General features: G+C 71.5%; 16 protein-coding genes, 4 tRNA genes and 1 other RNA gene. 9 read left to right on the plus strand and 12 right to left on the minus strand.

The window, feature by feature from the left end; genetic code table 11:
- Position 1 precedes the first annotated feature (1 nt).
- From purL to purS, 3 genes are read right to left on the minus strand one after another with little or no spacing between them, the layout of a single operon-like run.
- Complete coding sequence (gene purL / locus ACFCXS_RS36315; protein WP_376647622.1) at positions 2 to 2,260, minus strand: phosphoribosylformylglycinamidine synthase subunit PurL; 2,259 nt, start codon at positions 2,258 to 2,260, stop codon at positions 2 to 4.
- Positions 2,257 to 2,937: a phosphoribosylformylglycinamidine synthase subunit PurQ gene (gene purQ / locus ACFCXS_RS36320; protein WP_215120454.1), complete on the minus strand. Its 681-nt coding sequence runs from the start codon at positions 2,935 to 2,937 to the stop codon at positions 2,257 to 2,259. The genes purL and purQ overlap by 4 nt, the downstream gene beginning before the upstream one ends.
- Positions 2,934 to 3,197: a phosphoribosylformylglycinamidine synthase subunit PurS gene (gene purS, locus ACFCXS_RS36325; protein WP_031109675.1), complete on the minus strand. Its 264-nt coding sequence runs from the start codon at positions 3,195 to 3,197 to the stop codon at positions 2,934 to 2,936. The genes purQ and purS overlap by 4 nt, the downstream gene beginning before the upstream one ends.
- A gap of 267 nt (positions 3,198 to 3,464) precedes the next feature.
- On the opposite strand from purS, the gene ACFCXS_RS36330 reads away from it, so the two are divergent.
- The 8 genes from ACFCXS_RS36330 to ACFCXS_RS36365 all read left to right on the plus strand — a co-directional run bounded on the left by ACFCXS_RS36330 (position 3,465) and on the right by ACFCXS_RS36365 (position 8,074).
- Complete coding sequence (locus tag ACFCXS_RS36330; protein WP_344460887.1) at positions 3,465 to 3,782, plus strand: Lsr2 family protein; 318 nt, start codon at positions 3,465 to 3,467, stop codon at positions 3,780 to 3,782.
- 134 nt (positions 3,783 to 3,916) lie between these two features.
- Positions 3,917 to 3,988: transfer RNA gene (locus ACFCXS_RS36335), tRNA-Gly, on the plus strand.
- An 81-nt stretch (positions 3,989 to 4,069) separates the two neighbouring features.
- Positions 4,070 to 4,142: transfer RNA gene (locus tag ACFCXS_RS36340), tRNA-Gly, on the plus strand.
- Positions 4,143 to 4,281: 139 nt separating this feature from the next.
- On the plus strand, positions 4,282 to 5,253 hold the full coding sequence (locus ACFCXS_RS36345) for an ABC transporter ATP-binding protein (RefSeq protein WP_376647623.1): 972 nt from the start codon (positions 4,282 to 4,284) through the stop codon (positions 5,251 to 5,253).
- On the plus strand, positions 5,250 to 6,053 hold the full coding sequence (locus tag ACFCXS_RS36350; protein WP_376647624.1) for an ABC transporter permease: 804 nt from the start codon (positions 5,250 to 5,252) through the stop codon (positions 6,051 to 6,053). The genes ACFCXS_RS36345 and ACFCXS_RS36350 overlap by 4 nt, the downstream gene beginning before the upstream one ends.
- A 22-nt stretch (positions 6,054 to 6,075) precedes the next feature.
- Positions 6,076 to 7,359, plus strand: coding sequence for a sensor histidine kinase (locus ACFCXS_RS36355; RefSeq protein WP_376647625.1), 1,284 nt, complete (start codon positions 6,076 to 6,078; stop codon positions 7,357 to 7,359).
- The gene (locus ACFCXS_RS36360; protein ID WP_376647626.1) at positions 7,356 to 7,976 is read left to right on the plus strand and encodes a response regulator; all 621 of its coding nucleotides are present in this window, start codon (positions 7,356 to 7,358) and stop codon (positions 7,974 to 7,976) included. Before ACFCXS_RS36355 ends, ACFCXS_RS36360 begins: the two co-directional genes overlap by 4 nt.
- A 22-nt stretch (positions 7,977 to 7,998) precedes the next feature.
- A tRNA-Gly gene (locus ACFCXS_RS36365) sits at positions 7,999 to 8,074 on the plus strand.
- Positions 8,075 to 8,154: 80 nt separating this feature from the next.
- On the opposite strand, the gene ACFCXS_RS36370 is transcribed toward ACFCXS_RS36365, so the two are convergent.
- The 6 genes from ACFCXS_RS36370 to ffs all read right to left on the minus strand — a co-directional run bounded on the left by ACFCXS_RS36370 (position 8,155) and on the right by ffs (position 17,713).
- Positions 8,155 to 9,054 carry a phosphoribosylaminoimidazolesuccinocarboxamide synthase gene (locus ACFCXS_RS36370; RefSeq protein ID WP_376647627.1) on the minus strand — a complete coding sequence of 300 codons (900 nt, stop codon included), beginning with the start codon at positions 9,052 to 9,054 and terminating at the stop codon, positions 8,155 to 8,157.
- 69 nt (positions 9,055 to 9,123) lie between these two features.
- Positions 9,124 to 10,599: a N,N-dimethylformamidase beta subunit family domain-containing protein gene (locus ACFCXS_RS36375; protein WP_376647628.1), complete on the minus strand. Its 1,476-nt coding sequence runs from the start codon at positions 10,597 to 10,599 to the stop codon at positions 9,124 to 9,126.
- A 239-nt stretch (positions 10,600 to 10,838) separates the two neighbouring features.
- On the minus strand, positions 10,839 to 12,878 hold the full coding sequence (locus ACFCXS_RS36380; protein ID WP_376647671.1) for a hypothetical protein: 2,040 nt from the start codon (positions 12,876 to 12,878) through the stop codon (positions 10,839 to 10,841).
- 443 nt (positions 12,879 to 13,321) lie between these two features.
- The gene (gene purD / locus ACFCXS_RS36385) at positions 13,322 to 14,572 is read right to left on the minus strand and encodes a phosphoribosylamine--glycine ligase (RefSeq protein ID WP_376647629.1); all 1,251 of its coding nucleotides are present in this window, start codon (positions 14,570 to 14,572) and stop codon (positions 13,322 to 13,324) included.
- A 335-nt stretch (positions 14,573 to 14,907) separates the two neighbouring features.
- Positions 14,908 to 17,547 carry a DNA polymerase III subunit gamma and tau gene (locus ACFCXS_RS36390; protein WP_376647630.1) on the minus strand — a complete coding sequence of 880 codons (2,640 nt, stop codon included), beginning with the start codon at positions 17,545 to 17,547 and terminating at the stop codon, positions 14,908 to 14,910.
- Positions 17,548 to 17,616: 69 nt separating this feature from the next.
- Positions 17,617 to 17,713, minus strand: an RNA gene (gene ffs / locus ACFCXS_RS36395) — signal recognition particle sRNA small type.
- A gap of 72 nt (positions 17,714 to 17,785) precedes the next feature.
- On the opposite strand from ffs, the gene ACFCXS_RS36400 reads away from it, so the two are divergent.
- A tRNA-Ser gene (locus ACFCXS_RS36400) sits at positions 17,786 to 17,873 on the plus strand.
- A 716-nt stretch (positions 17,874 to 18,589) separates the two neighbouring features.
- On the opposite strand, the gene ACFCXS_RS36405 is transcribed toward ACFCXS_RS36400, so the two are convergent.
- Genes ACFCXS_RS36405 through ACFCXS_RS36415 form a run of 3 tightly spaced genes read right to left on the minus strand, consistent with a single transcriptional unit; the run spans position 18,590 to position 20,506 of the window.
- Complete coding sequence (locus tag ACFCXS_RS36405) at positions 18,590 to 19,009, minus strand: arsenate reductase ArsC (protein ID WP_376647631.1); 420 nt, start codon at positions 19,007 to 19,009, stop codon at positions 18,590 to 18,592.
- Positions 19,002 to 20,075 (minus strand): ACR3 family arsenite efflux transporter, encoded by a 1,074-nt coding sequence (arsB, locus tag ACFCXS_RS36410; RefSeq protein WP_376647632.1) that lies wholly within the window; start codon positions 20,073 to 20,075, stop codon positions 19,002 to 19,004. Before arsB ends, ACFCXS_RS36405 begins: the two co-directional genes overlap by 8 nt.
- Positions 20,076 to 20,098: 23 nt before the next feature.
- The gene (locus ACFCXS_RS36415; RefSeq protein WP_376647633.1) at positions 20,099 to 20,506 is read right to left on the minus strand and encodes an ArsR/SmtB family transcription factor; all 408 of its coding nucleotides are present in this window, start codon (positions 20,504 to 20,506) and stop codon (positions 20,099 to 20,101) included.
- Between the last annotated feature and the right edge of the window lie 74 nt (positions 20,507 to 20,580).

Raw genomic sequence — 20,580 nt, forward strand, 5'->3', positions numbered from 1 at the left:
CCTACTTCAGCAGCGCCGGGATCGTGCCCTCGTGCGCCTCGCGCAGGTCGGCCAGGGGGAGGGTGAACTCGCCCTGGACGTCGACCGTGTCGCCGTCGACGACACCGATGCGGGTGACCGGCAGGCCACGCGCGCCGCACATGTCGTTGAAGCGGACCTCTTCCGAACGCGGTACGGCCACGACTGCGCGGCCCGCCGACTCGGAGAAGAGGAAGGTGAAGGCGTCCAGACCGTCCGGGACGATCAGGCGGGCGCCCTTCTCCCCGAGCAGGGCCGACTCGACGACCGCCTGGATCAGACCGCCGTCGGACAGGTCGTGCGCGGAGTCGATCATGCCGTCGCGGGAGGCGGAGATCAGGATCTCCGCCAGCAGGCGCTCGCGCTCCAGGTCGACCTTCGGGGGCAGGCCGCCGAGGTGGTCGTGCACGACCTGGGACCAGGCCGAGCCGCCGAACTCCTCACGCGTGTCGCCGAGGAGGTAGAGCAGCTGGCCCTCCTCCTGGAAGGCGACCGGCGTGCGGCGGGCCACGTCGTCGATGACGCCGAGGACCGCGACGACCGGGGTCGGGTGGATGGCGGCCTCGCCGGTCTGGTTGTAGAGCGAGACGTTGCCGCCGGTCACCGGGGTGCCGAGCTGCAGGCAGCCGTCCGCCAGGCCGCGCACGGCTTCCGCGAACTGCCACATCACCGCCGGGTCCTCGGGCGAGCCGAAGTTCAGGCAGTCGGAGACGGCCAGCGGCTTGGCGCCCGTGGTGGCGACGTTGCGGTACGCCTCCGCCAGGGCGAGCTGGGCGCCGTGGTACGGGTCGAGCTTGGCGTACCGGCCGTTGCCGTCCGTGGCGATGGCCACGCCGAGGCCGGTCTCCTCGTCGATCCGGATCATGCCGGAGTCCTCGGGCTGGGCGAGGACGGTGTTGCCCTGCACGAAGTGGTCGTACTGGCTGGTGATCCAGGACTTGGAGGCCTGGTTCGGGGAGGAGACCAGCTTCAGGACCTGGTCCTTCAGCTGCTCGGACGTCTCCGGGCGGGGCAGCTTGTTCGCGTCGTCCGCCTGGAGGGTGTCCTGCCAGTCGGGCCGGGCGTACGGGCGCTCGTAGACCGGGCCCTCGTGTGCGACCGTGCGCGGGTCGACGTCGACGATCTTGCCGCCGTGCCAGTAGATCTCCAGGCGGTCGCCGTCGGTCACCTCACCGATGACGGTGGCGATGACGTCCCACTTGTCGCAGATCTCCAGGAAGCGGTCGACCTTCTCCGGCTCGACGACCGCGCACATGCGTTCCTGCGACTCACTCATGAGGATTTCCTCGGGCGAGAGCGTGGAGTCGCGCAGCGGTACGTCGTCGAGGGTGACGCGCATGCCGCCGGAGCCGTTGGAGGCCAGCTCGCTCGTCGCGCAGGACAGGCCCGCCGCGCCGAGGTCCTGGATGCCGACGACCAGCTTCTCCTGGAAGGCCTCCAGGGTGCACTCGATGAGGAGCTTCTCCTGGAAGGGGTCGCCGACCTGGACGGCCGGGCGCTTGCTCGGCTTGGCGTCGTCGAAGGTCTCGGAGGCGAGGATCGAGGCGCCGCCGATGCCGTCGCCGCCGGTCCGGGCCCCGTACAGGATGACCTTGTTGCCCGCGCCGGACGCCTTCGCGAGGTGGATGTCCTCGTGCCGCATGACGCCGATGGCACCGGCGTTGACCAGCGGGTTGCCCTGGTAGCAGGCGTCGAAGACGACCTCGCCGCCGATGTTGGGCAGACCCAGGCAGTTGCCGTAGCCGCCGATGCCGGCGACGACGCCCGGAAGGACGCGCTTGGTGTCGGGGTGGTCGGCCGCGCCGAAGCGCAGCGGGTCGACCACGGCGACCGGGCGCGCGCCCATCGCGATGATGTCGCGCACGATGCCGCCGACACCGGTGGCCGCGCCCTGGTAGGGCTCCACGTACGACGGGTGGTTGTGCGACTCGACCTTGAAGGTGACCGCGTAGCCCTGGCCGACGTCCACGACACCGGCGTTCTCGCCGATGCCGACGAGCATCGCGTCGGACCGGGGGGCCTTCTCGCCGAACTGGCGCAGGTGGACCTTGCTGCTCTTGTACGAGCAGTGCTCCGACCACATCACCGAGTACATGGCGAGCTCGGCCCCGGTGGGCCGGCGGCCGAGGATCTCCACGACCCGCTCGTACTCGTCCTTCTTCAGGCCCAGTTCGGCCCAGGGCAGCTCGACGTCGGGGGTCGCGGCCGCGTGCTCGACCGTGTCCAGAGGCGTCCGGCTCATGCGTTGACCAGCTTCTTGAGGATCGAGGTGAAGAAGGGGAGACCGTCGGTGCGGCCGGTGCCGATCAGCGGCTCCACGGCGTGCTCGGGGTGCGGCATGAGGCCGACCACGTTCCCGGCCGCGTTGGTGACGCCCGCGATGTCCCGCTGCGAGCCGTTGGGGTTGAAGTCCAGGTACCGGAAGGCGACCCGGCCCTCGGCCTCCAGCTGGTCGAGCGTGTACGCGTCGGCGACGTACTGCCCGTCGTTGTTCTTCAGCGGGATGTGGATCTCCTGGCCGGCCGTGTAGTCGGTGGTCCAGGAGGTCTCGGCGTTCTCCACCCGCAGCTTCTGGTCGCGGCAGATGAAGTGCAGGTGGTCGTTGCGCAGCATCGTGCCCGGCAGCAGATGGGCCTCGGTGAGGATCTGGAAGCCGTTGCAGATGCCGAGCACCGGCAGACCGGCCTTCGCCTGCTCCAGCAGGGGCTCCATCACCGGCGAGAAACGGGCGATGGCCCCGGCGCGCAGATAGTCGCCGTAGGAGAAACCACCGCACAGCACCACGGCGTCGACCTGCTTGAGGTCCTTGTCCTTGTGCCAGAGGGCGACCGGCTCGGCACCGGCGACGCGGATCGCGCGCTGGGTGTCACGGTCGTCCAGGCTGCCGGGAAAAGTGACGACGCCAATACGAGCGGTCACTTCGCGGCCTCCGCGACTTCCTCGACCCGGATCGAGAAGTCCTCGATCACGGTGTTCGCGAGGAAGGACTCCGCAAGATCATGAATGCGGGCGAGGGCGGCCTCGTCGACCGGCCCGTCAACTTCCAGTTCGAAACGCTTTCCCTGGCGGACGTCCGAGATCCCCTCGAAACCCAGCCGCGGCAGTGCGCGCTGCACCGCCTGGCCCTGGGGGTCGAGGATCTCCGGCTTGAGCATGACGTCGACTACGACGCGTGCCACTGGCACTCCCGGTGTGTGGTGCTGAGCAGGTTCCTTCAGACTACCCGCACAAAATTTCTACGCGCGTTGACTTGTAGGAAACTACGTGACCGTCATCACGATCCGGCATCGGCGGACCCACACGGGAAGTTTTCGGGAAAGATTCCGGATCGACACCCGAAACCTATTGCCTTCGGACACGCGGAAGGATTTAGTCGGGCTTCACAATGCATTGCCAGGCACGGTACAAATGAATTGGCATAGTGCCGTATGAAGGGACCGATATTCGTGGCGCAGAAGGTCGTGGTCACTCTCTCTGACGACATCGACGGCTCGGAAGCGGCGGAAACGATCGCCTTCGGACTGGACGGCAAGTCGTACGAGATCGACCTGAGCGAAGGCAACGCCGGAGAACTGCGGAAGGCGCTGGCCCCCTACGTCGAGGCCGGCCGCAAGCGGTCCCGCTCGGGCAAGGCGTACCGGCAGACGGAGGTCGCCCCCGACCCGTCGGCCGTGCGCGCCTGGGCGCAGGCCAACAAGATGGACGTCCCCGCGCGCGGGCGCATCCCCAAGAAGGTCTACGAGGCGTTCACCGCCGCGCAGTGACGGTCCGTCGTGCCCGGACCGATGCCCGGTCACCCGCCCCTCGCGGCAGCCGACTTGCGCAGCACCCCTGCTGATCAGCTAGAGTCTGGAGCACGCCGAGGGGCGAGGCCGAAAGGCCCAGCTCACGGAAACATGCGGGTGTAGTTCAGTAGTAGAACATCCCCCTTCCAGGGGGAAGGCGCAGTGTGCGATTCCTGTCACCCGCTCTGCATCGCCGTACCGGTCGCTCTTGTCGATCAGGTAGGCTGGTGCCCGCACCGGTCAGTGCAAGCTGATCGGGAGCAAATGCGGACGTAGCTCAGTTGGTAGAGCGCAACCTTGCCAAGGTTGAGGTCGCGAGTTCGAGCCTCGTCGTCCGCTCGGAAATGAAGGCCCCGGTCCATCAGGACCGGGGCCTTCATCGTGTTCCGCACGCCCCTTCCGGCCTTCTGACATTTGTCATGCCGAGTGATGACAGCGCGCACTGCTTCCGGGCCCGCACGACCGGGACGCTTGAATCATGGAAACCAACGGACACGAACACGTGATTGAGGTCACTGACCTGCGTCGTGTGTACGGGGGCGGGTTCGAGGCCGTGAGCGGAATCAGCTTTTCCGTCCGACGCGGCGAGATCTTCGCGCTGCTCGGCACCAACGGCGCGGGCAAGACGTCGACCGTCGAACTCCTCGAGGGACTCGCGCGGCCGGCCGGCGGGCGGGTGCGGGTCCTCGGGCACGACCCGTACACCGACCGGGCCGCCGTACGGCCCCGGACCGGCGTCATGCTGCAGGAAGGCGGCTTCCCCTCCGAACTCACCGTCGCGGAGACCGCCCGGATGTGGGCGGGATGCGTGAGCCGGGCACGACCTCCGGCGGAGGTACTGGCGCTGGTCGGCCTGGAGGCGAAGGCCGGCACCCGGGTCAAGCAGCTGTCCGGCGGCCAGCGGCGCCGCCTCAACCTGGCCCTCGCCCTGCTCGGCGACCCCGAGGTGCTCTTCCTCGACGAGCCGTCCACCGGCCTGGACGCCGAAGGCCGCCGGGACACCTGGGAGTTGGTGAGCGCGCTGCGCGACGGCGGGACGACGGTGCTGCTGACCACGCACTACCTGGAGGAGGCCGAGAACCTCGCCGACCGGCTCGCGATCATGCACGAGGGCCGTATCGCCACCACCGGTACCCCGGCCGAGGTGACCGCCGCGGAGCCGTCGCGGATCTCCTTCGAACTGCCCGACGGCTACTTCGTCGGCGACCTCCCGCCGCTCGGCGAACTGGGCGTGACCGGCCACGAGACCGACGGCCGGATCGTCCGGCTGCGCACCCATGAACTCCAGCGGTCGGCCACCGGCCTGCTGATGTGGGCCGCGCAGGCCCGGGTCGAACTGCGCCGCCTGGACGTGCGCTCGGCCTCCCTGGAGGAGGCGTTCCTCGGGATCGCCAAGGACGCCTCCGCACAGCCGGCCATGGGCATGACGACGAAGGAGTACGCGGCATGAGCGCCACGCACACGACACCCCGCCCGGCCGCGGTGGCGACGACCCCGCTGAGCCGGATGACCTCTCTGGCCCGCGCCGAACTGACCCTGCTCGGGCGGACCCGTGGCGCGCTGTTCGCCGCCCTGTTCGTGCCGCTGGTGATGCCGGTCAGCGTGAAGGCGGCGTCCGAGGACATGGACCTCGCCGGGGCGGGGCTCAGCCCCGGCACCCTGGTGCTGCCCGCCGCGGTCGGCTTCTCCCTGCTGTTCGCGGTCTACTCCGTGCTCGTCGGCGCGTTCGTCGTGCGGCGTGAGGAGCTGGTGCTCAAGCGGCTGCGCACCGGTGAGCTGCGGGACGTCGAGATCCTGGCCGGGACGTCACTGCCGGCGGTCCTCACCGGGCTCGCGCAGTGCCTGCTGCTGGTGGTGGGGTGTGCCCTGCTGATGGACCTCTCCGCGCCGTCGGCACCGCATCTGGTCGTCCTCGGGCTCCTGTTGGGGCTCGTGATGAGTGCCGCCCTCGCCGCGGCCACCGCGAGTTTCACCCGGACCGGCGAGAGCGCCCAGGTCACGCCCATGCCGCTGCTGATGGTCTCGATGATCGGCTCCGGCATGTTCGCACCGCTGGAGCTGTTCCCGGACCGGGTGGCCTCCGTCCTCGAACTGCTGCCGCTGACGCCCGTCGTCACGCTGGTGCGCGGCGGCTGGACCGGCGACCTCTCCGCGTACGAGGCACTGGGCGCATCCGCGACCGCCATGGCCTGGATCCTCATCGCGGTGTTTGCTGTACGGCGGTGGTTCCGCTGGGAACCGCGGCGTTGACCGAAGGGGAGTGACGGGGCGCATGCGCACGCCGGGCAGGTGGTGGCGGCACAAGACCACGCCGGAGAAGGTCGAGTCGTACACGCGGTGGTCGTTCCACTTCTTCGCCGTGATGGAGTTCTTCTCCGTCGGGATCACGTCCGTGGCCCCGCTCGGGCCGCGGCTGGGTTCGGCCGTGATGCTGGTGGTGGCCGTGCATGCGGCCCTCTGCTTCGTGACCGTGTCGCGGGCGGTCGACTGGACCCGTGGCCGCAGGCCCCAGCCCACCGGACTGATGTGGACCCTGGCCGCCGTCACCGCCGCCATCGCCGCCGCCGCGATCGGACTCGCCGAGCTCGGACCCGAACGCGAGGGCATCGACACCGCCGCCGGTGGCGTCTTCGGAGTGATCCTGATCTTCGGTCCCGGCATCATCGCGCTCGGCGTCCGCTCCCGGCGGCGCGCCTTCGGCATCGCGGGAGGCTTCGCGGCGGGCACCTGGGTGGTGGCGACCGCGCTCGGCGCCCCCGCGCTCACGGCGCTCTTCACATCTCTGATCGTGCTGATCGGCGGCGTGTTCATCGCCTTCACGGCCGTCTTCTCGGTGTGGCTGCTCAATTCCGTCTACGAGCTCGACGAGGCCCGCGAGACCCGGACCCGGCTCGCCGTCGCCGAGGAGAGGCTGAGGTTCGGGCGGGATCTGCACGACGTCATGGGGCGCAATCTCGCCGTGATCGCCCTCAAGAGCGAACTGGCCGTGCAGCTCGCCCAGCGGGGACGTCCCGAGGCCGTGCCGCAGATGGTCGAGGTGCAGCGGCTCGCGCAGGAGTCGCAACGGGAGGTGCGGGAGGTCGTGCGCGGCTACCGGGAGGCCGACCTCGGCTCGGAACTCGCCGGCGCGCAAGGGGTGCTGGCGGCCGCCGGCATCGACTGCACGGTCGCCGGGGTGCCGGCGGCCGGCCTGCCGCCCGCGGTGCAGTCCGCCCTGGGCTGGGTGGTCCGGGAGGCCGCGACCAACGTGCTGCGGCACGGGGACGCGCGACGGTGCGAGGTACGACTAAGGGTGCTGGAGGGGCGGGTGGTGTTGTCCGTGGAGAACGACGGAACGAGCGAGACGGGGGCGCAGTCCGGGTCCGGACCGTCCGGCTCGGGGCTCGCCGGGCTGCGGGAGCGGCTGGCGGAGATCGACGGGACCCTGGAGGCCGGGCCCCTGGGACGAGGGCTGTTCCGGCTGACGGCGCAGGTTCCGCTGCCGTCGCCCTCCACCTCTTCCGGCGCCGCCCCGGCCGCCACCACGGCACGTGCTGTGAGCGAGGTCACCCCATGACGGCCGTGGAGCCCGTCCGGCTGCTGCTCGCCGACGACGAGCACCTCATCCGCGGGGCGCTCGCCGCGCTGCTGTCCCTGGAGGACGACCTCGTCGTGATCGCCGAGGCGGCCACCGGACCCGAGGCGCTGGCGATGGCCCGGGCGCACCGGCCCGATGTCGCCGTGCTGGATCTCCAGATGCCCGGCGCCGACGGTGTGAAGGTCGCCACATCCCTGCGGTCCGAACTGCCCGGCTGCAAGGTGCTCATCGTCACCAGCCACGGGCGGCCCGGACATCTGAAGCGGGCGCTGCAGGCCGGTGTGCGGGGGTTCGTGCCCAAGACCGTGAGCGCGCAGCGGCTCGCGGAGCTCATCCGGACCGTGCACGCCGGGAACCGTTACGTCGACCCGGAGTTGGCCGCCGACGCGATCGCCGCCGGGGACTCGCCGCTGACCGCGCGGGAGGCGGAGGTCCTGGAACTCGCCGCCGACGGAGCGCCCGTCGCGGAGATCGCCGAGCGGGCCGCATTGTCGCAGGGCACCGTGCGGAACTATCTGTCGTCGGCCGCCTCGAAGCTCGGTGCGGAGAACCGGCATGCGGCGGTACGGCTCGCACGGGAGCGAGGTTGGGTATAGTGGTTCTCGCGCCACGGCGCATGCGAACGTAGCTCAGTTGGTAGAGCGCAACCTTGCCAAGGTTGAGGTCGCGAGTTCGAACCTCGTCGTTCGCTCCATCGAGAAGCCCCCCGGTTCCGGCCGGGGGGCTTCTTCGTGTCCTGGGGACTGTCCCGAGGACTGTCCTGACGGCCGGGTCCTACGACCAGCTCGTGCCGGTCAGGCGCTCGTACGCCTCCACGTACTTGGCACGGGTGGCGTCGACGACCTGCTGGGGCAGGGCGGGCGGGGGCTGCTCGCTCTTGCGGTCCCAGCCGGACTCCGCCGAGGTCAGCCAGTCCCGGACGAACTGCTTGTCGTACGACTGCTGCGCGCGGCCCGGCTGCCACTGGTCGGCCGGCCAGAAGCGGGAGGAGTCCGCGGTGAGCACCTCGTCGGCGAGGACCAGGTCGTCGCCCTCGAAGCCGAACTCGAACTTGGTGTCGGCGAGGATGATGCCCCGCTCCCGGGCGATGTCCCGGCCCCGCGAGTAGACCGCGAGGGTCGCCTGGCGCAGCCGGGCCGCGGTGTCCGCGCCGACCTGGCGGGCTACCTCCTCGTAGGAGACGTTCTCGTCGTGCTCGCCGACGGCGGCCTTGGTGGCCGGGGTGAAGATCGGGGCGGGCAGTTCACTGCCGTCGGTCAGGCCTTCCGGCAGGGCCAGGCCGCAGACCGTGCGGGTCTCGTTGTACTCGGCGAGGCCCGAGCCGGTGAGGTAGCCGCGGGCCACGCACTCCACGGGGACCATCCGCAGCGACTTGCAGATCAGGGTGCGGCCCGCCCAGTCGGCGGGGGCGCCGTCGGGCAGCTCCGTGCTCAGCACGTGGTTCGGGACCAGGTCGGCCAGCCGCTCGAACCACCACAGGGACAACTGCGTGAGGATCCGGCCCTTGTCGGGGATCTCGGTCGGCAGCACCCAGTCGTAGGCGGACATGCGGTCGCTGGCGACCATCACGAGGTCGCCCGCCTCGTTCCGGTACAGCTCGCGCACCTTGCCGGTGTGCAGATGCACCAGGCCCGGAACCTGGATCGGCTCGGGCTTTTCGACGAATCCGGACACGGTTCCTCCCCGTGGTTCTGTCCAAGTGGCTCGATTCTCCCGTATCCGAGCCCGATCACGGACAGTGGGTCAGTCGCGTTTGCAGATGCGGTCCAGGAGATTGGCGGTGGCCCGCTGGATACGTCCGTCCACGTGTCCGGGCCGGTCCAGGGCCGGGGACCAGGCGAACGTTCCTGCTGCGAAGACCCATGCGCCGGAGGGGGCCCGGTACAGGGACGTCTCCTGGTGGCGCGCGGCGCCTTCCTTGCCGGTGTACGGGGAGTGGGCGAGCAGCGTGCGCTCCTCGTGCTCGGGCAGCGCGGTGCGCGGGAAGTAACGGTCCGCCTCACCCGCCACGAGGTTCTCGATCTCGTCGCCCTCGTGCGCCCCGGTGGCCTCCCACAGCCAGTGTCCGGCGTTGCGCACGATCAGCGGGTGCGGCTCGGGGACGGGCCCGGCGTACTGGATGCCCAGGAGCTGCTGCTCCGCCCGGTCGGTCTCCCGCCACAGCACCGGCTTGCCCGGCCCCTGGCGCTTGCGGCAGGTCAGCAGCCGGTCGGGCACGCCGGACGGGGAGGGGCCCAGCTCCACCTGCCAGTACATGGAGTTGGCGGAGAGGAAGACCAGCGAGGTGCCGGCGTCACGGCCGCGCTCCACGGTGGTGCGCATGGCGGCCGACCAGTACTCGTCGTGGCCGGGGAAGACCAGGCCGCGGTAGTGGGTGGGGTCGACGCGGCCCGCGTGCAGGTCGCTCGCGTGGGCGTAGGCGATGTCGTAGCCGTAGCGCTCGGCCCAGCGGATGAAGTCGTAGGCGTGGCCGACGTGCAGGGGGAGGCCCGCGCCCGCGTACGGGCGGTCGAAGGAGACCGTCGTGGCAGCCTGGGACTCGCCGAGCAGCCGGCCCTTGTCGTCCCAGGCGTGGTAGAGGCTGGCGCCCGTGCGCCCGTCCTCCGGATACAGGTTGTACGCCTGCCAGGTGACGTCGGGCAGCACGAGCAGCAGGTCGGCGGGCTGGTCGTGGCGGACGGTGAAGGGGACGTGGGAGCGGTAGCCGTCGGCGGTGGTGAGGACGGCGACGTACGCGCCGATGTTCCAGTACGAGGGGACCTGCAGCCGCCAGGACAGCCACCAGTGGTGGCAGGAGACCGTACGGTCCGCGGTGAGCGGCGCGGGCTGGACGATGCCGGACAGGCGCGGGCTGGTGGTGATCTTCGCGGCGCCGTCACCGCCGTAGTGGCCGATGCGGTAGATGTCGACGGCGAACTGCTGCGGCGGGTCGACGGTGATGTGGAAGTCGATGGCTTCGCCGGGCGCCACCGCGCCGGTGGAGGTGAAGCCCTTGATCTGGCGGTTCACGTCGTCGGCCGCGCGGGGGCCGCCCGAGCGGCTGCCCTTCTTCGGCGGATTCGACGCGTCCTGGTCCACGTACCAGGGGACGACCTGGCCCGAGTCGTCGAAGTACGTCACGTTGCCGCGCAGCCACGGAACGGGGCCCTGTCCGAAGGGATCCGTCACGGCATGTGCCAGCGCTCCCGACTCCCAGCGGCGGATCTGCTCCGAACCCATGATTGCTTCCCCTCCCCTTGACCCCCGTGGTGATGCGTGCCGGTGTGGCTTGTGGCCGGTGCGGTGTCCTGTGGTGCGGGCGCCTTTCCGTGGTGGGTGCGGCGCGTTCGCGCCTATGTGTTTGTCGTATGTCGCACGCTCTTGCCATACACGCGAACGGTCCAAGCACATCACATAACGCACGCACTTCGTCACTGTTCGTTTCGAATTGGCCAGAACCGGAAGTGGGCGCTCCGGTGTCAGCCGAGGCGAACCGGCTTCTCCGGGCGTATGCCGAGCTGAGACAGCCAGACCCGCAGCGGGGCGGCGTCGCCGTCCTCGATGAGGGTGAGGATCTTGGGCGCCAGATCGGCCGTGCGCTCGCCGTCGACCAGGAGGGTGGGGCCGTCCAGCCAGTCCAGACCCGGCGTCGCACCGGCGGTGTCCATCGCGGCGCAGCAGACCATCGCGGTGAGGTGGTCGGCGAGCAGCTCTCGGGCGGTGCGCGGGGGCTGGAGGGGGAAGAGGGGAAGGGCCCGGTCGTCCCAGAGGGCGGCGAGGTCGGTGGTGGGGGACGGCGACGCCGGTGCGGGGGGCCCTGCCGGGGAGGGAGCGGCTTCCTCCCTGGCCAGTTCGGCGCTGAGCCGGGCGGCGAGCGTGGCGCTGGGGGCCGTCGTACCGGAGAGGTCCTCGTCGTCCAGGAGGTCCGGTGAGGTGGTGTCCGGGGCGGTGCCCGGGATGGTGCTTGTGGTGCTCGTGGGGCTGCTTGTGGTGCTTGTGCTGATGCCTGTGGTGGTGCTTGTGGTGCCTCCGGGGCCGGGATCGGGTGTGCCGGGGGCTTCGGGCGGTGCGGTGTCCGGTCTGGAACCGGGCGGGTGTGCGGGGCCGGCCGTCGGGCCCGCGGCGGTCTGTTCGGCGGTCCGGTCCTCGGCGGTCCGTTCGGCCGTCCGGGCCGCGGCCGGTTCCGCCGGCGGGGGCGCTGCGGGGCCGCCGGCTCGGGCGGTCCCGGTCGTACCCGCGGGGCCCGTGGCCGTGAGGTGGTCGAGGACGCGGGACAGGGTCGGGGCGTCGGTGGCGGAGGACGCGGGGCCGGTGGCGGGGCGGACGCCCATCGCGTCCAGGACGCGGTGCAGCCGGGCCGCGTCGAGGCGCCATTTGCGGTCCACGACCTCGTCCGGATAGTCGCTCCAGTCCACGGGTGACCAGTCGGGCCCGGGTGTTGCGGGGCCGCCGTGGAAGAGGCGGGCGGCGAGGAGGGAGGCGGCTTCGTCGACCGTGCCCGGCTCCTCCAGCAGATCGCAGGCCGGCCGCTCACCCAGCCGGGACGCGAAGCCCTCGGCCAGACGGTCGCGCCGGGACAGCTCCGTGAGCGCCGCGACCACACCGGCGTCCAGCCGGGACGGCCAGCGGCCCATCCGCCAGGCGGGCAGCGCGACCCGGGTCAGCAGCCGGTCCCAACCCGCGTAGGCAAGGCCCACCTGCTCCTGGGCGACGATCCGCAGCCCGTAGTCCACAGCCTGTGCACGCTCCGCGGCCGCGGCCGCCACGCCCCGCTCCATCTCGGCGGCATGGATCCGGCACCCGCGCAGCAGAAGCCGGGCGACCCGGCCGACCCCGGCGAGCACCGCCCGCGACAGCGGGTCGCGGCGGGGCTCCGACGCCACGGCCACCGCGGCGTCCAGGCCCCGGACGAAGCGCCGGGCGGCGGCTATGTCCGGGTGGGCCGAGGGCCCCGTGCCGGCGATGACGGGGGCGAGGACCGCGCGCAGCTCGCCGACCCGCATCCACCACAGGAACGGGGAGCCGATGACGAGGACCGGCGCGACGGGTTGCCGGCGCTGCGCCTGCTTGCCCGCCCCCGCTATGTCCTGGTGCTCCTCGACCGGCGGCGGGGCGTGGGACCGGTGGGTGCGGTCCTCCAGCCAGCTGTCGCAGTCCGGGGTGAGCGCTATCGCGGAGGGCGCGGGGACGTCGAGGCGGTCGGCGAGGTCGCGCACCATCCGGTACAGATCGGGGGCCGCCTCCTCGGCGACCGGGACGGTCGGGCTCATGGCGGGCCGGGCCCGGGCGACGACCAGGGCGATCCCGGCCGCGGCGAGCAGCACGAGGGCCGCGACCGGTGTCAGCACCGCCCGGGCCGCGTCCCAGCCGGGGCCCTCCAGACGGTCACCGGCGGCGCCCGCGAGCAGGATCACGGCGACGGCGGCCGGCAGCAGGGCCACGGCCAGGGCACGACTGCGGATGCGCAGCACGGCCAGTGCGCGTGCCCGCGCGACCTGCGCGCCTGCCTCCACACCCATTCCGGTCACGACCGACCTCACCCCCTCCCCGTTGACCCGATGCTTGCCTTGCTCACTCCCCCACTGTGGCACCCGCCACTGACATCGCAATGCCGGTGGGCCAAGTGCCGGAACGCTTGCGCCGCACCCTAGTTGGGGCTCCGCCCCCCGTCAGCCGGATGCGGCATCGGTCACCCGATGGAATGGCTTTGGGGAGAGGTGAGTGACGGACGGTGAGCATCAGGCCCCCGTCTCCCGCACAGTTCAGGCCACCCCTTCCCCACACGTCTGGCCACTGCTTCCCGATACGTGAGACCACTGCCTCGCCCGCACGTCAGGCCACTGCCGGCTCCCTCTGCAAGGCCACTGCCGACTCCAGATGCAAGGCCCCGGATCCTGAGACGGATCCGGGGCCTGTGGGGTTCATCGGCGGCGGTGGTTCGCCTGCCGGGCGCGGGCGTCGGTTACGCGCCTGCCGCCTTCGCGGCGATGTCGGTGCGGTGCTGGGAGCCGTCGAGACGGATGCGGCCGACGGCCGTGTAGGCGCGGTCGCGGGCCTCGGTGAGGTCCTTGCCGGTGGCCGTCACGGACAGGACGCGGCCGCCCGCGCTGACGACGGCGTCGGCCTCCTGCCGGGTGCCGGCGTGCAGCACGTACGCGTGCGGGGCGTCCTGGGCGGCGACCTCGTCCAGACCGGTGATCGGGTCGCCCGTGCGCGGGGTGCCGGGGTAGTTGTGCGAGGCGACGACCACGGTCACGGCCGCGTCGTCGCTCCAGCGCAGCGGCTCCAGGTGGGCGAGGTTGCCGGTGGCGGCCGCCATCAGCAGACCCGCCAGCGGCGTCTTCAGCCGGGCCAGCACGACCTGGGTCTCGGGGTCGCCGAACCGGGCGTTGAACTCGATCACGCGGACACCCCGGGAGGTGATCGCGAGACCGGCGTAGAGCAGGCCGGAGAACGGTGTGCCGCGCCGCTGCATCTCGTCCACGGTCGGCTGCAGCACGGTCTGCAGCACCTCGTCGACCAGCTTGGGGTCGGCCCACGGCAGCGGGGAGTACGCGCCCATGCCGCCGGTGTTGGGGCCCTCGTCGCCGTCCAGGGCCCGCTTGAAGTCCTGGGCGGGCTGGAGCGGTACGACTGTCTCGCCGTCGGTCACGGCGAACAGGGAGACCTCGGGGCCGTCGAGGTACTCCTCGATGACCACGCGCTCGCAGGCCGCCGCGTGGGCCCGGGCCGCTTCGAGATCGTCGGTGACGACGACACCCTTGCCGGCGGCGAGCCCGTCGTCCTTCACGACGTACGGGGCGCCGAAGGCGTCGAGGGCCGTGTCGACCTCTTCCGCCGTCGTGCAGACGTACGACCGGGCCGTGGGCACCTCGGCCGCCGCCATGACGTCCTTGGCGAAGGCCTTGGAGCCTTCGAGCTGCGCGGCCGGGCCGGACGGGCCGAAGACCGGGATGCCCGCGTCGCGCACGGCGTCGGCGACACCGGCGACCAGCGGGGCCTCCGGGCCGACGACCACGAGCTCCGCGCCGAGACGGGTGGCCAGCGCGGTGACGGCGGCGCCGTCCAGGGCGTCGACCTGGTGCAGCTCGGCGACCTCGGCGATGCCGGCGTTGCCGGGCGCGCAGTGCAGCGCGGTGACGTCGGGGTCGTGGGACAGGGAGTGGCACAGGGCGTGTTCGCGGGCGCCGCTGCCGATGACGAGGACCTTCACGGGGGTCAGCCTAACGGGAGCCGCCGGCTTCTCCTTGTGCGGGCTTCCGAAGGGAGGGGGGATCTTGAGCTGGAGGTTCCTCCAAGACGGGTGCGAGTGTCTTGGCGGCTGGGGGTCTCCACGTGCGGGGTCGCGCTGGCCGGTCGCGGGCCCGGGGGGCGTTCCTGCCGGGCTGGTCGGTCGCGGGCCCGGGGTGGTGGTTCCTGCCGGGCTGGCCGGTCGCGGGCCCGGGGCGTTCGTTCGTGCCGGGCTGGTCGATCGGCTCCGAGCTGGTCGGTCGTCGGCTCCGGGCTCGTCGGTCGTCGGCTCCGGGCCGGCCGGTCGCGGGCCCCGGGCTATTCGTTCGTGAACTCCTCTACGACCGTCGCCCCCAGCTCCCGGACGATCAGCTCCTGGCCGGAGAGGGCCGACTCGTCGAGGTCTGGGTCGTCGTCCTCGGGGATGTCCTCCTCGACGGAGACGTGACGCGGCTGCGGGGCGGACGGCTGCGGGACGGAGGCGGTCGGTGAGGAAGCCGGGGTCGAGGTCGCGGCGGGAGTGGGGCCACTCGGCTGCTGGGCGGGAGCGGTCGGAGAAGCCGACGAGGGCGGGGCGGAGCGCTGGGCCGTGGCCGTACCGCCACCCGCGTTGTATCCACTGCCCCCGCTGTATCCACCACCCGCGCTGTATCCGCCGCCGGAGTCGTAGCCACCAGCGCCGGAGCTGTGGCTGCCTGCGCCGGGACCGCCGGAGGCGTTGTGACCGCCACCGCCGCCGAACCCGGAGGGGCCGCCGCCCGGCGCCGGAGGGGCGGAGCCGCCCGACGGGTCGACGATCGCCTCGATCTTCCACTGGACGTTGAACTGCTCGCCCAGCGCCTGCCGCAGCACGTCTTCGCTTCCGCTGCTCAGGAAGTTGTCCCGCGCTCCCGCGTTGACGAAGCCGAGCTGCAGGGTCGTGCCGTCGAAGCCTGCCACCTGGGCGTTCTGGCTGAGCAGGATCCAGGTGAAGCGCCGGCGGTTCTTGACCGCCTCCAGGATGTTCGGCCAGAGCATGCGGGGGTCGAGCCCGCCACCGCCCATGGGAGCGGGACCGGGGACGGGGGCCGGAGCCGTCGGGGCCGGAGCCGAGGGCTGGGCCGCCGGTGGGCCGCTGGGCGCGGGGGCGCTCGTCCGCGGGGTGGGTGCCGGTGGGGTGTTCGAGGCGGGGCCGCCCGAGGCTGCCGTGGGCCAGCCGCCGGGGCGACGGCCGCCGCTTCCGGCGGAGGCGGCGGTGGGCCAGGCGCCGGGGGCGGCCGGGGCCGGGGCCGACTGGGCGGGTTCCGCGGGAGCGGAGGCGGCCGGGGCTTCGGCGGCGGCCCGGGCGGGATCCGGCCCGTCGGGGGCGGAGGGCCCGCCGTGCGTGCTGGGAGCGGGGGCAGGGGCCGGGGGCGTGCCTGGTGCCGACGGCGACGTGCCCTGGCCCGCCGCCGAGGAGCCGGACCCGGCCGCAGGGGCGGAACCTGTCCCAGGGCCGGAACCTGTCCCAGGGCCGGAACCTGTCCCAGGGCCGGAACCTGCCGCAGGGGCGGAACCTGCCGCAGGTGCCGTATGGCCGCCTCCACCGGCACCACCACCACCGCCGTTGCCCGGCGCTCCGGACGCACGGACCGCCGCACGGGCCGCGGCCGGGCCACCGCCCGGTGGCACCGGAGCTCCACCACCCATCTGGGCCGCGGCGGCACCGCCCCCCTGAACCGGAGCGCCACCCCCCTGAACCGCGGCGGCCGCTCCCCCGTGGCCCTCCGGCCCGGGCGCGTATCCCATGGCGGGCATGCCGGCGGGGCCGGCGGAGTAGTTCACGCCGCGCTCGATCCGGTCGAGGCGGGCCATGACGGAGCGCTCGTCTCCGTAGGCGGCGGGGAGCAGGACGCGGGCGCAGATCAGTTCGAGCTGGAGGCGGGGCGAGTTGGCGCCGCGCATCTCGGTCAGGCCTTCGTTGACGAGGTCGGCCGCACGGCTCAGCTCGGCTGGGCCGAAGGTGCCGGCCTGGGCCTGCATGCGCTCGATCACATCGGCGGGGGCGTCGATCAGCCCCTTCTCCGCCGCGTCCGGAACGGCGGCGAGGATCACCAGGTCGCGCAGCCGTTCCAGGAGGTCGGTGACGAAGCGGCGGGGGTCGTTCCCGCCCTCGATCACGCGGTCGACAACCTCGAAGGCGGCGGCTCCGTCCCCGGTGGCGAACGCCTCGACGACGGAGTCGAGGAGGGAGCCGTCGGTGTATCCGAGCAGGGCCGTGGCCATGGCGTACGTCACACCGTCGGCCGTGGCGCCGGCGAGGAGCTGGTCCATGACGGACATGGAGTCACGCACGGACCCGCCGCCGGCGCGTACGACGAGCGGGAGCACGCCCTCCGCGACGGGGATGGTCTCCTTCTGGCAGACCTGCCCGAGGTACTCCCGGAGGGTGCCGGGGGGCACGAGCCGGAAGGGGTAGTGGTGGGTCCGGGACCGGATCGTCCCGATGACCTTCTCAGGCTCGGTGGTCGCGAAGATGAACTTGAGATGCTCCGGCGGCTCCTCGACGACCTTGAGCAGCGCGTTGAAGCCGGCCGACGTGACCATGTGGGCCTCGTCGATGATGTAGATCTTGTACCGGCTGCGGGCCGGGCCGAAGAAGGCCTTCTCGCGCAGGTCGCGGGCGTCGTCCACGCCACCGTGGGAAGCGGCGTCGATCTCGATGACGTCGATGGAGCCGGGGCCGTTGCGGGCGAGGTCCTGACAGGACTGGCACTCACCGCACGGCGTGGGCGTGGGCCCCTGCTCGCAGTTCAGGCACCGGGCCAGGATCCGCGCGCTGGTCGTCTTGCCACAGCCGCGCGGCCCGCTGAACAGGTACGCGTGGTTGACCCGGTTGTTCCGCAGCGCCTGCTGCAGCGGGTCGGTGACATGCTCCTGCCCGATGACCTCGGCGAAGGTCTCGGGGCGGTAGCGGCGGTACAGAGCGAGAGACGACACGCATACGAGGTTATAGGCGCCCAGTGACATCGGGCCCGGCCCGGCCGGGAGGTCTGTCTGGTCCGGGAACGCAGACGCCCCCCACGCACCCGCCAGAGCCGACCTACCCTTGCTGCCTTCCGGCCCTGGGGGAGTTCAGTCAGATAGCGCCGCGTGAGGGGCTGCGCCAAGGTTACCTGATGTCGGGGGCGGGGAACGAGTTCGCGAGCACTCCTCTCGGTCATGTAATGTTCCCAGCGGAGGATTCGCCTAGAGGCCTAGGGCGCACGCTTGGAAAGCGTGTTGGGGGCAACCCCTCACGAGTTCGAATCTCGTATCCTCCGCCAGTGCCTCACCGGGCACGATGTCGAAGGGCCCCACCGTTCGCGGTGGGGCCCTTCGACGCCCAGTACGACGCTTTCGCCCACTCATCGAACTCGGTGTGGTCACCTCGCGGCACACCGAGATAGGTGCCCTCGCCCAGGCACTGAGCGGCCGGTTCGCACCATGTCTGTGAGGTGCCGGGCGGGACAAGGGCGTAGTAGCGGCGGAAGCCGGGATCACGGATCACCGGGGCGCCGGCAAGACACCGGGCCAGCCGATCGCTCACCGTGTACGGGTCAACGCTGGCCACCGCCCGATGCACGATCCGCTCGGGCAGGCGAACCGCCTCGAAGGCCGTCCCCAACGGAAGCACGGCGAGCTTGGCAGTACTACTCCACTCCCCCAGCACGGTGTCGGGGGACGGGTGGGCGGATGCCAGCCACCGCTCAACCGTCCCACAGACCGGCGGACTCGCCGGGGGTGGGCAGGCGGGTCCCGGGAACCTGATCTCTCTCACGTCGGCGCTCCTCAGTAGCGTCGGCCACGCCCCGGGACCGGTCGCACGGTCGCCGGGGTCCTTGCGGGAAGACCCTTGCGCCAGGCGCCACTTACTCCCATCCCAAGCCCTATAGGAGCGCCCTATATTGGAACTATGGGGGACTTCCGCACGGACCTCTGGTCCCATCCCGCACTCGTCTCAGCCGTCACCGACGAAGACTGGGGCCAGGTATTCCGCACCTCATGCTTGGCTCGCCGGGGCGATCTCGTCGACCAGGCCGCGGATGCGCTTTTCGATCTCGTCGCGGATCGGGCGAACCGCTTCTACGCCCTGTCCGGCAGGGTCGGGGAGTTCCCAGTCGAGGTAGCGCTTGCCGGGGAAGACGGGGCAGGTGTCCCCGCAGCCCATCGTGATGACGACGTCGGACGCCTGGACCGCTTCCACCGTGAGCACCTTGGGGACCTCGGCCGTGATGTCGATGCCCGCTTCCGCCATGGCCTCAACCACGGCGGGGTTGACTGTGTCGGCGGGGGCGGAGCCTGCGGAGCGGACCTGGACGCGGTCGCCCGCGTGGTGGGTGAGGAAGGCGGCGGCCATCTGTGAGCGTCCGGCGTTGTGGACGCAGACGAACAGGACGGACGGGGTGGTGGTGTCAGGCATGGGCTGTGTCTTCCTGAGGTGCGGGGGCGGTGGCCGGGGCGGTGAAGTAGCGGCGCGCGTGCAGGGCGACGTACACCAGGCCGATGAGTGCGGGCACTTCGATGAGGGGGCCCACGACGCCGGCGAGTGCCTGGCCGGAGGTGGCTCCGAAGGTGGCGATGGCGACGGCGATGGCCAATTCGAAGTTGTTGCCCGCAGCGGTGAAGGCCAGCGTTGTGGCGCGCGAGTGGTCCAGACCGACGGCGCGGCCCAGGGCCATGGACCCGGCCCACATGACGGCGAAGTAGACCAGCAGCGGCAGGGCGATGCGGGCGACGTCCAGCGGGTGTGAGGTGATGGCGTCGCCTTGCAGGGCGAAGAGGATGACGATGGTGAAGAGCAGGCCGTAGAGGGCGAAGGGGCCGATGCGCGGGATGAGTTTGGCTTCGTACCAGGTGCGGCCCTTGGTCTTCTCGCCGATGCGGCGGGTGAGGTAGCCGGCCGCGAGCGGGATGCCGAGGAAGATGAGCACGCTGCGGGCGATCTCCCACACCGACACGTTCAGGCCGGTCTGTTCCAGGCCGAGCCAGCCGGGCAGGGCGGAGAGGTAGAACCAGCCCAGGGCCGAGAAGGCGATCACCTGGAAGACGGAGTTCAGGGCGACCAGGACGGCGGCGGCTTCGCGGTGTCCGCAGGCCAGGTCGTTCCAGATGATGACCATGGCGATGCAGCGGGCCAGGCCGACGATGATCAGGCCTGTGCGGTAAGCGGGCAGGTCCGGCAGGAACAGCCAGGCCAGGGCGAACATGAGCGCCGGGCCGACGACCCAGTTCAGCAACAGGGACGGGAGCAACAGGCGGCGGTCGCGGGTGACGGTGTCGAGGCGGTCGTAGCGGACCTTGGCCAGCACCGGGTACATCATCACGAGCAGGCCCAGGGCGATCGGCAGGGACACGCCCGTCACCGTCACTTTGGCCAGAGCGTCGCCCAGGCCCGGGACCAGGCGCCCCAGGCCGAGCCCCACGGCCATGGCCGCGAGGATCCAGACAGCCAGGTAGCGATCGACGAAGGACAAGCGTCCCGCCACGTTCCCCTCAGCAGCCGCAGCGCTCACGAGGCGGCCCCGGCAGGCGCCGTGCGGTCGGGCAGCGGTTCTCCTGCCGGGCGGGTCAGGATCGCGGCAAGCCGGTCGGTCATCTCCGGGACCAGCCAGTAATAGACCCAGGTGCCGCGACGCTCGCAGTCGATCAGACCGGCCTGCCGCAGCAGCTTCAGGTGGTGCGAGATCGTCGGCTGGGACAGGTCGAAGGCCGGGGTCAGGTCGCACACGCAGACCTCGCCACCCGCACGTGAGGCGATCATCGACAGCAGACGCAGTCGCACCGGATCACCCAGCGCCTTGAACACCTTGGCCAGCTCCACTGCCTGACCCTCGTCCAGAGGGGTCGTCAGCAGTGCTGGGCAACATCCGTCAGCCGCATCGTCCTGACCGAGCACAACGAACTCTTGATTCGACATTTCCCTATATTGACATCCTTCGATTCAGCGCGCAATGTTGCATCGAAGGACATCAGTGCAACCCGTTGGGAGCC

Origin of the sequence: Streptomyces sp. NPDC056373 (assembly GCF_042262425.1) — a bacterium.
Taxonomy (GTDB): Bacteria; Actinomycetota; Actinomycetes; order Streptomycetales; family Streptomycetaceae; genus Streptomyces.